Below are 14278 nucleotides of genomic sequence, written 5' to 3'. Positions count from 1 at the left end.
CCAATAGAATTTAGAAAGAGAAATGCAGCATAAAAGTTTCCTACCCCTAGGGGTAGGAAAGAACAAAGAAATAGCAGAGCTAGTATTAAAGCTTGTTCTGCTATTAGGTCCAACTTTATGGGGTCACCTTAGAGATAAATGGTGATGATATTTTAACTTATATTTTTATACTAATATAGATCCGCTCTTCTATCATTATATATATTCATCTGTTTCCTAACATCTTTGACTTGATTCATATTTATTTCTGCAGTTTTTACTCCTGTAGTCTCATAAGGTTCTACAATATAATCTCCTAATGGATCTACTATCATAGAATGTCCACCTGAATCATCTTTATATCTAGTAGAATTAACTCCTACTACAAATATCTGATTTTCAATGGCCCTTGCTCTATTTAAAGCTTCCCAATGATTTAATCTAGATGTTGCCCATGATGCGCATATAAATAAAATTTCTATACCATCTAAAGCAAACTTTCTAGTCCGCTCTACAAATCTTACATCATAGCAAAGTACCACTGCACACTTTACTCCATCCATTTCAAAAGTTGCATATTTATTTCCACTAGTAAAAAGTTTATCTTCACCTGCTGGGGAGAACAGATGTATTTTGTCATATTCACTTAAGAGTTTTCCGTTTCTATCATAATTATAATTTCTATTGTATATTTTGCCGTCTTCTTTGACAGCAACTGAACCTCCAACTATGTTAATATCTAATTCCTTAGAAATATTTGATAAAAACTCTTTGGATCTTTCCCCATCAACATCAGCTAGTTCTTCTATATTTTTAGGATAATAAAAAGTATTCCATGCTTCAGGTAAAACTACAACATCAGCTCCCTTGCTTTTACTTTTTCTAATCGTATCTTCAATTAATTTATAATTATTATCAACTTCCCCCTTAATCGGGGCAACTTGTCCTAGTGCTATTTTCAATTTTTCCTCCAGTATATCTTATCAATTACATAAAAATGATACCCTAAAGTATTCAAAATAAAAAGAATCCTATTAATATATTATAATTATACATATCCATAATTTTAATATTAAAAACAATTATATTATAGTAAAAAAAATACCAGATACTGGATAAATTAGTAACTGATATTTTTTATTTTTTCTATTTAAAAATTATTATTTATTAAATTTTAATCTATAATAACCATAAGAAAAGGATTTTTCTTCTCCGTCTACATTTAAAACAACATCTAAATTTTCATCTAATCCCACTAAAACTCCTGAAATTTCTTCACTTTCATTGTAGACAGTAACAAGATCATCTTTTTTTGCTATTAGTTCATTGTACTTTTCTAAAAGTTTTGTATGGCAAATTCCCTCTTGCATAGAAAATATAGCTGGTACAACATAGTATTTTACATTTTCTATAATGTCTCGAGTGGAAAGATCAGCTTCTTTGCCTAGAAGTGTCGTCATTTTTTCTTTTAAATTTTCTGGAATAGGAGATTCTTCTACAAGATTTATACCAATTCCAACTATTGTATATTGAGCATGTCCCTTACAATCTACTGCTGATTCGCAAAGTATACCTGCAAATTTCTTATCATCTATATACAAATCATTAAGCCACTTAATCTTTATATCCTCATCAGATATTTTCTTTAAAGATTTAGCAACTAAAACACCCGCTTGTGAAGTTACTAAGACTAAATCAGAGTCAGGTACCTTTATATTTAAGCTAATATATAATCCACCTTTTGGAGAAACAAATAAATGATCTTTTTGTCCTTTTCCCGCAATTTGCTCATCAGCAGTTACTATTCTGACCTTATGACCCTTCTCAAGTTCACCTTTCATATAAGTATTTGTAGATTCAACAGATTCTAAATGCTCTTCCTCTTCCATCCAAGCTAGCTTTTCATCTGTAAGATCTTTTAAAATTGTTTCAATTTTATATTGATCATCATTTAATAAATCTGATGCTTCTTCAAATTTATCCAGGTACTCTTCTCTTTTTTCATAATCTAGTTCAACTAGTGAATAGTACATATAATAGTACATATAAGTTGATGGACCCTTAGAAAAATAAGCCTTTATATTGACTTTTTTGATATACTCATTAAATCTATCTAATTGTCCTAATAACATCATTAGTTTTGCTGATAAGACCTTATAAGTGTTTAATTGATTATCAGATGTCTTATCAATAACAAGATCTAAGGCACGATTTATCTCGTTTGATTTTAAAAGATAAACTATATTATTTTCAAGTATTTGGCTCATAATTTAGCCTCCTTTATTTTAATTTATTACATAATTATTCTCTTTTATAAAAACCTTGCTAAATTTTAATCTCTATTTAAAATTTATAGAGAGATCTACTAAAGTAAATTAATCAGTGTAAAAAATAAAATTTTATTTATTACCTGTAGTATTTGACTCATAACTAGTACTTTCTATTTTATTATTAGAATCATCTACATACTTATAAGTCCTCTTATATACAATAATTGCCACTAAAATTTTAGCTGCATCTGGGATTATAAATGGTATAAATCCTAGGCTTAAAACCTCTTTCATAGGAACTTCTACACCATTTAATTTTGTTAGACCGTATTTTAAGTAAATTAACCCGATTAAATAACTCACTATAACTCCAACTATAATTCCACTTATAATTTTTTTGTTATCCATACTTCCATGTGCCATTTTTGAAATTATGTAAGCCATTGGTATAAAGCTTATTATAAATCCAAATGTAGGGCTAGCTAAAGATTGAGGCCCTCCAGAAAAACCTGCAAATATAGGCACACCTATTAGCCCTATTATCATATATAAGAATGTTGATAATGCTGCATGAGCTGGTTTTAGATATAGGCCTGCCAATATTACAAATAGGGTTTGTAGCGTAAATGGAACTGGTCCTAGAGGAATTGTTATAAAAGATCCTACAGCTATCAAGGCTGTACTTAATGCAATTCTGGTTAATTCTTTACTTGTCATTTTTCACCTCTTTCTTATATGTATTGATCTGCCACCTTAAATATGATTATAGCATAATATTTTAATAAATGTAAACGATAACAAATTTAAAACCAAATTATTATACATTGTTAAGTTATACTATTAAAATTCTAATAAAAAAAAAGATGCTAAGAATAGCTATACTATTCAAAAGCATCTTTCAGATTTTTAAATATCAGTATCTGGTGCTTCTGGCAAATCATTTTCATCATCAGATATAGGTGGTAAATCTTCCTTCTCTACTTCACTATCATTTAGATTTCTTAAATCTACATCTGTGTTCTCCCTGATTTCTTCTTTATCCACAGAATCTTCTTCTTTACGGTTCAAAATTTCCATAAACTCTTCACCTGTAATAGTTTCTTCTCTTAATAAGAAATCTGATATTTCATGAAGCTTATCCATATTTTCTTTTAATATCTCTACAGCTCTCATGTGGGCCTGATTGATAATTGATTGTACTTTCTCGTCTATTTTATTACCAGTTCCACCTGAAACTATTAAATTTCTTTCTCCTCCAAGATATCTACCTTGGATTTGTTCTAATTGCATGAAGTCAAAGTCTTCATCCATGCCATAGATTGTAACCATAGACCTTGCCATTGCTGTAGCTCTTTCTATATCGTTACTTGCTCCTGTAGTTTTTGTATTGAATATAAGTTCTTCTGCTGAACGTCCACCTGCAAAAGTACAGATTTCATCAAATAGCTCTTGCTTAGTCATAATATACTTTTCATCTTCATCAACTGTCATAGTATAGCCTAAAGCACCACCAGTTCTTGGAACAATAGTAATTTTGGTTACTGGTGTTTTCTGTGTTTGTATAGCTGCTACTAAAGCGTGACCTACTTCATGATAAGCAATAATTTTCTTTTGATCATCGGAAATGACCGCATTTTTCTTTTGTTGACCTGCAATTACTACTTCTATCGATTCTTCTAGATCTTCTTGACTTAATTTTTTACGACGCTCCCTTACTGCACGCAAGGCACCTTCATTTACTATATTTGCTAAGTCAGCACCTGAAGTACCTGCTGTTCTTCTAGCAATTTCTTCATAATCAATATCATCTTCACGTTTAATATTTTTTGCATGAACCTTTAGTATATCTTCACGACCTTGCTTATCAGGTAGTTCAACTTCAACTTGTCTATCAAAACGTCCTGGACGTGTTAGAGCTGGATCTAGGATTTCTGGTCTATTTGTTGCAGCTAAAAGAACAACGCCTTCTGTTGCATCAAAACCATCCATTTCATTCAATAATTGGTTTAGTGTTTGTTCACGTTCATCATTGCCAGAAAATCCACCAGTATCTCTTTTTTTACCTATAGCGTCAATCTCATCTATAAACACTATACATGGCGCTTTCTCCTTAGCTTGTTTAAATAAGTCACGCACCTTGCTAGCGCCAAGTCCTACAAACATTTCTACGAATTCTGAACCTGATATAGTAAAGAAAGGTACACTTGCTTCACCAGCTACAGCCTTAGCAAGTAATGTCTTACCTGTTCCTGGAGGCCCTACTAAAAGTACCCCTTTTGGAATTTTAGCACCAATTTCCTTATACTTACCTGGATTGTGTAGGAAATCTACTATTTCAAACAAACTGTCTTTGGCTTCTTCTTGTCCTGCAACATCTTTAAATGTCTTACCTGTTTTATTTTCTACATAAACTTTTGCATTGGATTTACCAAAATTCATGAAGTCCGCGCCACCGCGACCACCCATGGTTTTCGTAAGAGATCTTGATGCAAAAACAAAAATCACCCATAAGAATAATAGCGGTAAAATAGACGTTAAAAATAGGGTTAACCATGGATTCATAGTTGTTTCTATTTTTCTAGAAAAAGTTAGCTTATTATTATGTTTTTTAGCTTCTAATAATCTATCTGTAAGATCAGTATCTGCCCAAAGACCTGTTTCATAAGTTTTTTCTTTGCCATCTACAATAGCTTTAAATGTATACTTTGTATCATCTTTTGAAACTTCTGTTACTTGGTCCTTCTCAATCATTGATACAAACTGACTGTAGCTTACTTCTTCTGCCTCTCCTTGAGTTACAATTGGACTTATTGCAAAACGTATTATTATATATAATATTATTCCAATTATCCAATAATAAAGTAGAGGTCTATTACCTTTATCCTTTTTATCTTTCATTTATAGTCCACTCCTTGAGATGTAATTATCAAGCAGTTCATCAAGGGCTCCTAATTCATCGATTATAGTTTGCAAGTTAACATCTATTCCATCAGTTGGTATATCAGTTCTAATTTGATCAAAATATTGTCCAACCTTTTCGGCAGATTTACGTCCCTTTTCGGTAAGAGTTACATTTACTACTCTCTCATCTTCTTCAGAACGTAATCTATCAACGAACCCTTGTTTTTCTAGCTTTTTACATATATTTGAGATATTACCACCAGTAACACCGATGGCCTTTCCAAGATTACCTATGGATTGAGCATCTCCGCTCGCATAAAGAGTTATTAACATCTTTAATTGTAAGGTAGTAATACCTGTCTCAGTTGCTGTGTCTTGTAACAATATGTCAATTTTATGAGAAATCTCTCTTATCATTGAGAAAATTGAATTATTAAATTCAAAAAAATCTATATGCTCTGTAGCCATATTTCCTCCTGGATAATAATTTATCTACTAACTTATTTTACATATTATTAATTTTTTTGCAATCAAAAAAATATTATTTTCAATTAATTTAATTAAAAATAATATTTATTATAGTATTATTTAATATATTATTTATTCCAGAAATCTTTTTCATACTTTCCATTTTCTATTAATGTAATATATTTAGCACTATCTAAGGATGCTATTTGCCCTTGACCAGCAGCCTTATTTATCTGATAAGGTCTACCTGCTATATCTCCTGCTGCATAAAGCCCCCTAATATTAGTTCTGCAATTTTTATCAACTATAATATGTTCCTTATCTACAGCTATTGATGGAACTAGTCTTTCAGGCTTTGAAGAATCTCTTATAATAAAAAATCCATCAGCTGAGATTTCTTTTCCAGAACTAAATCTAAGCGTATTAGCCCTATCTTCACCTATAAATTCTAATGGCTCTTCACCACTTATGATTTCTATACTAGGATTTAGGCCTATATCATTCTTATACATATTTACATATGTAAGTTTTCCTACAATCTCTGAAGTAAAGTTTGCCTCTTCAACCGATTCCGCATTATAGCCTATAACTACTACTTCTTTTCCTTTATAGAGAGCGGCATCACATGTAGCACAATAACTTACGCCTTTTGCAAAAAACTCATCTTCATTTTCCAAATCTTTTTTAAGATCTATACCTGTGGCAACTATAACAGAAGTAGCTTCTATAATATCATTATCTTTTAGCATTAATGAAAAATAATCTCCCATAGCATAGACCTGCTGGATCTTTTTATTTGACCTTTCTATATTTTTTCTACTTTCAATAGATTTTTTGAAGTTTTTATTTAACTCATTACCATTTATATGGGTAAAGCCTAGATAATTATCTATCCATGCCGTCTTTGTAAGTGATGGGGAATCTACACCAAATAATATTATATTTTTATTTCTAACACTTGCATTTAAAGCGGCACTAAGCCCGGCTGGGCCAGCACCGATTATTGCCATGTCATATCTCATTATAAGTATTTACCTATAGCTTGTTCAAGTACATCTTTTGATTGAAATCCTACCAAGCTTTCTTTTAACACACCGTCTTTGAAAATCATAAGTGATGGTACTGCATTTACATTATATTGACGGGCAATATCTTCTGAATTATCTATATCTACTCCATAGATATTGTATCCTTCTTCTTTATCAAGCTCCTCAAGGATCGGTGCTTGCATTTTGCAAGGTCCACACCATGTTGCATTGAAATCTACAAGGCTAAGTCCTTGTCCGTTTTCTATTTCTTCTCTAAATTCTAATGAATCTAATTCACGCATTATTGATCCTCCTATTATTTATTGATTATATTAGTTCAATTATGTTTTTTACCAGTAGGATAAATTTATTTTTAATTTAGTAGTTAGATAGCCTTAATCAACTAATCACCTAACTTCCATAACTAGTAGTGTGTATATTATACCCTTATTTTCTCTTTCTAAATTCATTTGCTCACATATAGCTCATTTGTTTTTTATAAATGATCTTTTTTACTAATATAATTATTGTATTTATTGATTCTATTATATAAATATTATTTTGCCTTTTTAAAAAAGATCTTCTAGCACGCACTAATTTTATTACTTTTATAAGCTTTATATTATTAAGAAATTTAGATAGCTATAAGATCCTTATTAGCTGTAAAATCACAGCTAGGGATCAGATAAAAGTTTAATAAATATCCATTTACTATTAAAAAGATTTTTAAACTAATAAAAGAATAGATATAGATAAAACTAGCTTAGTATTTTCTTTTACTTTAGCTAAAGTACTTATTTTTCTACTTAAAATTTTCAAAAAATAAGGAGACCTCCTAATAGGTTGTCTCCTTATATAAATATCTATTATAAATAATATTAAGAAATTGATTTATCTACTGATTGGCTAGCAGTAATTATTGCAATTTCATAAACATCTTGTGCAGAGCATCCACGAGATAAGTCATTAACTGGTGCATTTAGACCTTGAAGTATTGGACCCAAAGCTTTATATCCACCTAATCTCTGAGCTATTTTATATCCAATATTACCTGCTTGTAAGTCTGGGAAAATAAATACATTAGCAGTTCCTGCTACATCAGATTTTGGGGCTTTGTTTTTAGCTGTAGCTGGATCGATAGCAGCATCAAATTGTAACTCACCATCTAATGGTAAATCTGGATTTAATTCATGAGCTTTTCTAGTAGCTTTTGATACTTTATCAACAAGATCATGTCTAGCAGATCCTTTTGTTGAGAATGAAAGTAAAGCTACTCTTGGATCCATACCAAAACCTCTTGCAGTTTCAGCAGATTCTACTGCCACTTCTGCCATTTCTTGAGATTCAAGGGTAATATTTACAGCTGTATCTGCAAATACTAATTGTTCTCCATTAGGTCCTATCATAACCATAACTCCTGAAGCTCTTGATACACCTGGTTTTGTTTTAATAAGCTGTAAGGCTGGTCTAATTGTATCACCTGTAGTACCTACAGCACCTGATACCATACCATCTGCAATACCAGCTTTTACCATCATAACACCATAGTAGTTATGATCTTTTTTAAGCATGTATTCAGCATCCATTTTAGTAGCTTTGCCTTTTCTAGCTTCTACAAATAAATCAGCTAGTTTATCAAAACTTTCATCATAATTTGGGTCTATAATTTCAAGTTTTCCAAGTTTTAGGTTATTTTCATTAGCTACTTTTTGGATTTCTCCCTTATCACCTAAGATAATTGGATGAATAAGTCCTTCTTCATTATGTCTAATAGCAGCTTCTAAAATTCTACTGTCGTTTCCTTCTGGGAAAACTATTTTTAAATTTTTTCCTTCGATGGCCTCTCTAGCACTTTCTAATATTGATGAGTTTGCCATATTTCCTCCTTAAAATAACGTTTCATTACTTGTGCTTCTATTATACCCTTATTTGATAAAATATGACAAAGTTAATATTCAATAGATAATTTTTTTTCAAATAATATCGAAGTACTATGGTTAAATAGTTAAATTTTTAACCTTTTGCTTTTTTAAGAGCTTGATCTTCATATTCTGATAGTTCACTCTTAGATTGACCATTGACAATCTCCTTTAAATATATACTAGAACCATCTTTCCCATAGATACTAGTTAAGATTATTCCGTTATGAAAATTATCTAACATGCATAAACAAAATGATAGCTCATTTGTTCCATAATCAAATGCATCATATCTAACTACTGCTGTATTTGAAATAGCACCCATAGTAGAATCATGAGCATCTAAAGATCTTTGATCTATAGATCTTAGTTGTTTATTTGATGCTTCTATTTGATCATTCAAGTTTATTAATAATTCTTCTATGTTTACATCCTCATTATTTCCTCTTAGAAGATGATCATATCTTTTCTTTTGTCGGCGTAATTTGTTGTTCATAGATTGAATCAAGGCAAACTCTATTATAACTATAATAGATAATATTGCTAAGATTACATAAATAGCTGTCATCATTTCCTTCTTTCAATAATTTTTTTATTTTTTTCATATAATTCTAAAGCTTGTTTTTTTATTTGTTCATAGTCTATACATACATTGGTATTTTTGATATTTACATCTATAGTAGAAAAAGCGGAGAAAATTGCTTCTCTTAATAGATTATTGGCAATTTCACCATCTGTTAAAGTGGATTTTTTGCCATAATTAAGATAAAACTCTAGTATTTCTAAAGACTTCAAGTTGATTTCTATCATTGATAAAAGAGCACTAGATGCTTTAAGGTAATCTTCTTCCTGGAGATCATTATCTTTAAATTTTGACATTAAGTAATTAAAGTTATTTACATCATCTTGCATCAAATCTTCTAAATTTTTGGAATACTCTAGTATTGTTTCATATGAAACAATTGCTTCTTCTTTTAGATTGTTCCATTCTTTTTTATTCATCATTAGCATTAAGTTAACAGCTAAATTTGACATTAAAATCAATATCGCTCCTCCACCTGGATTAGCTTCAGCTTTTCCTGTTTGTTTAATAAGGGTTGATACATCCATATCTTTAATCTTCATTTGCAAGCTTTTCATATAACTGTTCTATATCTTCAATAGTAAAGCAATCAATACTTACTTTATATATTTTATTTGACTTATTTATAGATACTTTAGTTGATAGTTTATCCATAAACTTTTCTTCTAAATCTTCTACTAATATCGCATCAATATTTGGACCATAAGTCTTACTTGTGCTCTTTAATTTGCTTGATTTTTTTCTTGTATTAGTTTTTTCAACTTTTCTAATATTTGTCTTACCTTTTATAAAATCGTCAAGGGTATTTTTTCTCTCATTATCATCCTTTATAGAAAGTAGAGTTCTAGCTTGACTTGAGGAAATTTTATTGTCATTAAGAGCTTTTTTTTCAAAATCATTTAAATTTAATAATCTCATGGTATTAGCTATATAAGATCTAGATTTTCCCATAGTATTAGCTATCTGTTCTTGTGTCATAGAATATTGACTTGCAAGCTTTTTATATGCACTTGCCTCTTCCAAAACTTTTAAATCCTCTCTTTGAACATTTTCAATCAAGGATAATATTTCAACTTCTTTTTTACTATAGTCCCTGACAATTGCATCTATCTCTTTTAATCCTGCTTTTTTACTTGCTCTATATCTACGTTCCCCTGCAATAATTTCATAATTATCATTAACTTTGGAAACCACAATAGGATTTAATAATCCGTATTCTTTTATAGAATGAGATAAATCAATAATTGTTTCATCATCAAAACTTTTTCTAGGTTGGTCTATTCTTGGCTTTATATTGTTTATAGAAATTTTTACTATTTTATCATTAAATCTACTTTCTTCAATGTTATTATATTGAGCTATAGAAGTTTTTAATTTATAGTCAGATGAATTCAAATCATCTACAGAAGAATCTTCATTAACTTCAGGTATTAATGAATGTAGGCCTCTACCTAAGGTTTTTTTATTTGCCATTAGTTACCTCACTCTCTTTATTCACTATCTCTCCCGCTAAAGATAAATAAGCTATTGCACCAGATGATTTTTCATCATACTCTATTGTTGAAAGTCCATGGCTTGGAGCTTCAGCTAATTTAGAATTTCTTGGTATCATAAACTTAAATACCTTGGTTTTAAAATAAGATTTTACTTCTTCTACAACTTCATAAGATAAATCAGCTCTCTTATCAAACATAGATAACAAAACTCCTTCGATTTCCAAATTTTTATTCAATTGTTTTTTTACCATATTATAAGTATTCATTAATTCAATCACACCTTCTAGGGCATAGTATTCTGTTTGAATTGGTATTATAATAGATGAGCTAGCTACTAATGCATTTATAGATAATAAACCTAAAGATGGCGGACAATCTATTAATACAAAGTCATATTGATCGTCAGTAAGATTTAAAAGAATATTTTTAAGTTGTTGAGTTCTCTCAAATGCATCTAGCTCAACTAACTCTACCTCTAGACCTGATAAAGCTGACTCCGATGCTATAAGATCTACTCCTGATTTTGTATGACTTATATAATTTTCTAAATCAAGCTCAGTATCATCAGTCTCTTCTTTATTATTCTTTTCTAAGTTTTTTTCTAAATCTTTATTTTTCTTACTTTTATCTTCACTATTTGTTATATCTCTAACCATTTCAGAGTTTGAATTTTCCTCAATATTGCTATTATCATCTTCATTTTCATAAAATAATTCATACAAGGAATTATCAATTTTATACTTATCCAATCCTAATCCAGTTGTAGTGTTTGCTTGTGGATCAATATCTATCACTAAAACTTTTTTATCTAAATGATTTAATGCAACAGCAAGATTCACAACCGTTGTAGTTTTTCCTACTCCTCCTTTTTGATTAAAAACCGATATTACTCTCATAGTCACCTCTCATAATTAGTATAGCTGTATCAATAATTGCATTTTTTGCTCTAAGTCTTACTCTGTTTCTATCTCCATTTAGCTTAAGGTGTCTAGTATATTTCTTGCCATTATATAGTATCCCTATATAAACTTCTCCAGTATGTGCATATCCTGTACTAGCTAGACATAGATTACTTGATGTAAGCTTATACAATCCATCTAACATCTCAAGTAAAACTTCTTCGCTTACTACAGTATACTCTTCTATTGTTTCATATGAAACATTTAATAACTTATGCTTTACATCGTTCGAATAGGTTACATATGACTCATTTATTACATCAGATGCACCAGAAACATCTATTATAGATGACGCAATCAATCCCCCCGTTATAGACTCAGCAGTGGATACAATCTCCTTTCTTTCTTTTAATAACTTAATCAAAACTTTTTCTTTAGGAATATCTTCTGTTGTTATTACATAAGCTCCCAGATTTTTTTTAATTAAATCCAATCCTTTTGTTAATTCTTTATCAACACTTTCTTCACTATTTCCTTTAGCGGTAACACGTAAAATAGGACCTTCATCAGTTATATACGGACTTATTGTAGGATGAGTGCAGTTTAAATCCATTCGCCTAGCCATATCCCATTCACCTAACATGCCTATCTTAGCATTTTTAGATTTCATTATAGCAATTTTATTTATATATTTACTAACTTCATTATTAAACATCGTTTTCATTTCATTGGGAGGCCCAGGCATAAGTATGTATTTTGTTCCAAGTGAGGATTCCATAATACATCCAGGTGCAGTACCAATAGGGTTATTTAAAATAATAGCAGATGTTGGAAATTTAGCCTGCTTAATATTAGCCTTTGCTGTTTCTTCATTACCATTAAAATACTCTATTAGTTTATTATATGAATACTCATCAACTTTAACTTCACTAGCGAGATCACATACTTTAATAGCAACTTCTTTTGTTAAATCATCTGGTGTAGGTCCTAATCCCCCACTAGATATTACATAATCAACTTTACCATCACAAGCTTTAAAAGCATTATAAAGTCTTTTCTCATTATCTCCAATAGTCTCCATTTTATAAAGATCTATACCATTTTCCATAAGACGTCTAGCAATAAATTGAGAATTAGTATCTGTAATATTCCCTAGCAATATTTCTGTTCCAATCGAAAAAATTTGTGCTTTCATACTTACTCCTTTTCTATTTTTAGTATATCATAAATTTTATTAACAACTAATATAAGCTTTCATTGTCTTTATTATTTGTGACCAATCTATAAATAAAGTAAGCTCCTATAAAGAAGCATACGATTAAAATCACGCCTATAACATTAAGATACTGAGGTATTATGACAGATGAAATAGCTATCAAGTTATTGGAAGCATGAACTATAATGCAGTCGTATATATTTCTTCTATAATAATAAACTATAGATAAAACCATAGCTAGAAAAAATGTATTTATCCCTTGTAGCAGGTTCATATGATATAATCCAAATAAAACTCCATTAATAATTATAGCTTGCTTAAGCGAAAAAATCTTGTTGGTTTCATTGAATACAAATCCTCTAAACAAAACCTCCTCAGTAATTGGTGCTATTATTACTACTAATATTGTTTGTATTATAGTAGATAAAATGTCATTTGCATCAAAAGCTGCGTTTACTATATCTATACTATGATTAACAAGAATATTGTCTTCTAATAAACTCATCAATAATCCTATAATCATATTTCCAAATCCAGCAGCACCAAATCCAATAATTATCATCTTCCAAGAATCAGATAAAAATCCTTTATTCCTAATATACGAAGCTCCATATTGTTTTTTCTTTATTTTAATAATTATATAAGTGCTTATAGCAATTAATAACTGAGTTATTAATAATATATAAAGTCCCGCATTAGGATTATCTGGATCAATTACTGCAAGAGACATAACTGCAGATACCAAATATGTAACTAATAATATAGCAAGTAAAGTAGCTATTATCTTTAAAAATTTTTTTATTTTATCCATACTATTCCTTTCGCTTTTTATAATTAAAGATTATACCCATTCTTTTTTTTTACAAAAAGTTTCATATGAAACAAAAAAAGAATCCTATAACGGATTCTTTTTCGGAAGATTCTTTCCCCTAGGATATTTAACTTTTGTTGGATGAATTTTTCTTACTATCACATTTACTCTTTCATTGCCAGCTAAATCAAATCTATCTAATTTTATTATTTCTCCACCTAAAACTTTAAGAGCGTTGCCTGCTTGTTCTAGTTCTTCATCAGCTTTAGGTCCTTTCATGGCAATAAACAATCCATCTACTTTTAAAAATGGAATACAAAGCTCAGATAGAGTTGACATATTTGCAACTGCTCGTGAAATAACAACATCATATTTTCCACGCTTCTCTTTCGCAAAATCTTCAGCTCTGGTATGGATTGCTCTTGTATTTTTAAGTTCAAGTTTTTCTATAACTTCATTCATAAATCTCACTTTTTTATTAACACTATCTATTAATGTCAAATCAAAGTTTTTTTCTATTCTTAATGGTATCCCAGGAAAGCCTGCTCCAGATCCCACATCCAGCACTTTACTATCCTCACTTATATAATCTATTATAGACAGTGAATCATCAAAGTGTTTTACTTTTATTTCACTAGGATCAGTTATAGTTGTTAAATTAGTATAAGAGTTTACCTCCAAGAGATGCTCTCTGTATATATCGTACAT

At 30.0% G+C, this 14278-nt stretch carries 15 protein-coding genes; all 15 read right to left on the bottom strand.

Annotated features, from left to right (window positions below; translation table 11 throughout):
- Positions 1 to 170 precede the first annotated feature (170 nt).
- Positions 171 to 941: a carbon-nitrogen family hydrolase gene (locus tag J2Z39_RS06190; protein WP_209814309.1), complete on the bottom strand. Its 771-nt coding sequence runs from the start codon at positions 939 to 941 to the stop codon at positions 171 to 173.
- A 198-nt stretch (positions 942 to 1139) separates the two neighbouring features.
- Positions 1140 to 2246 carry a biotin--[acetyl-CoA-carboxylase] ligase gene (locus J2Z39_RS06185; RefSeq protein WP_209814308.1) on the bottom strand — a complete coding sequence of 369 codons (1107 nt, stop codon included), beginning with the start codon at positions 2244 to 2246 and terminating at the stop codon, positions 1140 to 1142.
- Positions 2247 to 2378: 132 nt separating this feature from the next.
- A complete protein-coding gene (locus J2Z39_RS06180; RefSeq protein ID WP_209814306.1) occupies positions 2379 to 2966 on the bottom strand; it encodes a biotin transporter BioY in 588 nt (195 codons plus the stop codon).
- A 189-nt stretch (positions 2967 to 3155) separates the two neighbouring features.
- Positions 3156 to 5147: an ATP-dependent zinc metalloprotease FtsH gene (ftsH, locus tag J2Z39_RS06175; protein WP_117520541.1), complete on the bottom strand. Its 1992-nt coding sequence runs from the start codon at positions 5145 to 5147 to the stop codon at positions 3156 to 3158.
- Positions 5148 to 5618 (bottom strand): MarR family winged helix-turn-helix transcriptional regulator, encoded by a 471-nt coding sequence (locus J2Z39_RS06170; protein ID WP_117520543.1) that lies wholly within the window; start codon positions 5616 to 5618, stop codon positions 5148 to 5150.
- A gap of 128 nt (positions 5619 to 5746) precedes the next feature.
- Positions 5747 to 6640, bottom strand: a complete 894-nt coding sequence (locus J2Z39_RS06165) for an NAD(P)/FAD-dependent oxidoreductase (protein WP_209814304.1) — start codon at positions 6638 to 6640, stop codon at positions 5747 to 5749.
- The gene (gene trxA, locus J2Z39_RS06160; protein WP_209814302.1) at positions 6640 to 6948 is read right to left on the bottom strand and encodes a thioredoxin; all 309 of its coding nucleotides are present in this window, start codon (positions 6946 to 6948) and stop codon (positions 6640 to 6642) included. Before trxA ends, J2Z39_RS06165 begins: the two co-directional genes overlap by 1 nt.
- A gap of 576 nt (positions 6949 to 7524) precedes the next feature.
- Complete coding sequence (gene pta / locus J2Z39_RS06155) at positions 7525 to 8523, bottom strand: phosphate acetyltransferase (RefSeq protein WP_117520547.1); 999 nt, start codon at positions 8521 to 8523, stop codon at positions 7525 to 7527.
- A 136-nt stretch (positions 8524 to 8659) separates the two neighbouring features.
- Positions 8660 to 9133 (bottom strand): DUF4446 family protein, encoded by a 474-nt coding sequence (locus J2Z39_RS06150; protein ID WP_117520549.1) that lies wholly within the window; start codon positions 9131 to 9133, stop codon positions 8660 to 8662.
- Positions 9133 to 9690: a cyclodeaminase/cyclohydrolase family protein gene (locus tag J2Z39_RS06145; RefSeq protein ID WP_181965107.1), complete on the bottom strand. Its 558-nt coding sequence runs from the start codon at positions 9688 to 9690 to the stop codon at positions 9133 to 9135. Before J2Z39_RS06145 ends, J2Z39_RS06150 begins: the two co-directional genes overlap by 1 nt.
- Entirely contained in the window at positions 9680 to 10621 is a 942-nt protein-coding gene (locus tag J2Z39_RS06140) for a ParB/RepB/Spo0J family partition protein (RefSeq protein WP_117520553.1), read from the bottom strand. The genes J2Z39_RS06145 and J2Z39_RS06140 overlap by 11 nt, the downstream gene beginning before the upstream one ends.
- Positions 10611 to 11540, bottom strand: coding sequence for a ParA family protein (locus J2Z39_RS06135; RefSeq protein WP_117520555.1), 930 nt, complete (start codon positions 11538 to 11540; stop codon positions 10611 to 10613). The genes J2Z39_RS06140 and J2Z39_RS06135 overlap by 11 nt, the downstream gene beginning before the upstream one ends.
- Positions 11518 to 12738, bottom strand: coding sequence for a nicotinamide-nucleotide amidohydrolase family protein (locus J2Z39_RS06130; protein ID WP_209814300.1), 1221 nt, complete (start codon positions 12736 to 12738; stop codon positions 11518 to 11520). The genes J2Z39_RS06135 and J2Z39_RS06130 overlap by 23 nt, the downstream gene beginning before the upstream one ends.
- Before the next feature lie 46 nt (positions 12739 to 12784).
- Positions 12785 to 13570 carry a CPBP family intramembrane glutamic endopeptidase gene (locus J2Z39_RS06125; protein WP_209814298.1) on the bottom strand — a complete coding sequence of 262 codons (786 nt, stop codon included), beginning with the start codon at positions 13568 to 13570 and terminating at the stop codon, positions 12785 to 12787.
- A gap of 84 nt (positions 13571 to 13654) precedes the next feature.
- Positions 13655 to 14278: a 16S rRNA (guanine(527)-N(7))-methyltransferase RsmG gene (gene rsmG, locus J2Z39_RS06120; RefSeq protein WP_245325722.1), complete on the bottom strand. Its 624-nt coding sequence runs from the start codon at positions 14276 to 14278 to the stop codon at positions 13655 to 13657.

Source organism: Anaerococcus nagyae (assembly GCF_017874535.1).
Classification (GTDB): Bacteria; Bacillota; Clostridia; order Tissierellales; family Peptoniphilaceae; genus Anaerococcus; species Anaerococcus nagyae.
This window is presented reverse-complemented; position numbering and strand designations above follow the sequence as displayed.

What these genes read in the sequence shown, in the direction of transcription:
- J2Z39_RS06185 (WP_209814308.1), bottom strand. Translation starts at nt 2,246, where the DNA reads ATGAGCCAAATACTTGAAAATAATATAGTTTATCTTTTAAAATCAAAC.
- J2Z39_RS06145 (WP_181965107.1), bottom strand. Translation starts at nt 9,690, where the DNA reads ATGAAGATTAAAGATATGGATGTATCAACCCTTATTAAACAAACAGGA.
- J2Z39_RS06130 (WP_209814300.1), bottom strand. Translation starts at nt 12,738, where the DNA reads ATGAAAGCACAAATTTTTTCGATTGGAACAGAAATATTGCTAGGGAAT.
- J2Z39_RS06135 (WP_117520555.1), bottom strand. Translation starts at nt 11,540, where the DNA reads ATGAGAGTAATATCGGTTTTTAATCAAAAAGGAGGAGTAGGAAAAACT.
- J2Z39_RS06165 (WP_209814304.1), bottom strand. Translation starts at nt 6,640, where the DNA reads ATGAGATATGACATGGCAATAATCGGTGCTGGCCCAGCCGGGCTTAGT.
- J2Z39_RS06140 (WP_117520553.1), bottom strand. Translation starts at nt 10,621, where the DNA reads ATGGCAAATAAAAAAACCTTAGGTAGAGGCCTACATTCATTAATACCT.
- trxA (WP_209814302.1), bottom strand. Translation starts at nt 6,948, where the DNA reads ATGCGTGAATTAGATTCATTAGAATTTAGAGAAGAAATAGAAAACGGA.
- J2Z39_RS06125 (WP_209814298.1), bottom strand. Translation starts at nt 13,570, where the DNA reads ATGGATAAAATAAAAAAATTTTTAAAGATAATAGCTACTTTACTTGCT.
- rsmG (WP_245325722.1), bottom strand. Translation starts at nt 14,278, where the DNA reads ATGTACGATATATACAGAGAGCATCTCTTGGAGGTAAACTCTTATACT.
- J2Z39_RS06180 (WP_209814306.1), bottom strand. Translation starts at nt 2,966, where the DNA reads ATGACAAGTAAAGAATTAACCAGAATTGCATTAAGTACAGCCTTGATA.
- ftsH (WP_117520541.1), bottom strand. Translation starts at nt 5,147, where the DNA reads ATGAAAGATAAAAAGGATAAAGGTAATAGACCTCTACTTTATTATTGG.
- J2Z39_RS06170 (WP_117520543.1), bottom strand. Translation starts at nt 5,618, where the DNA reads ATGGCTACAGAGCATATAGATTTTTTTGAATTTAATAATTCAATTTTC.
- J2Z39_RS06150 (WP_117520549.1), bottom strand. Translation starts at nt 9,133, where the DNA reads ATGACAGCTATTTATGTAATCTTAGCAATATTATCTATTATAGTTATA.
- pta (WP_117520547.1), bottom strand. Translation starts at nt 8,523, where the DNA reads ATGGCAAACTCATCAATATTAGAAAGTGCTAGAGAGGCCATCGAAGGA.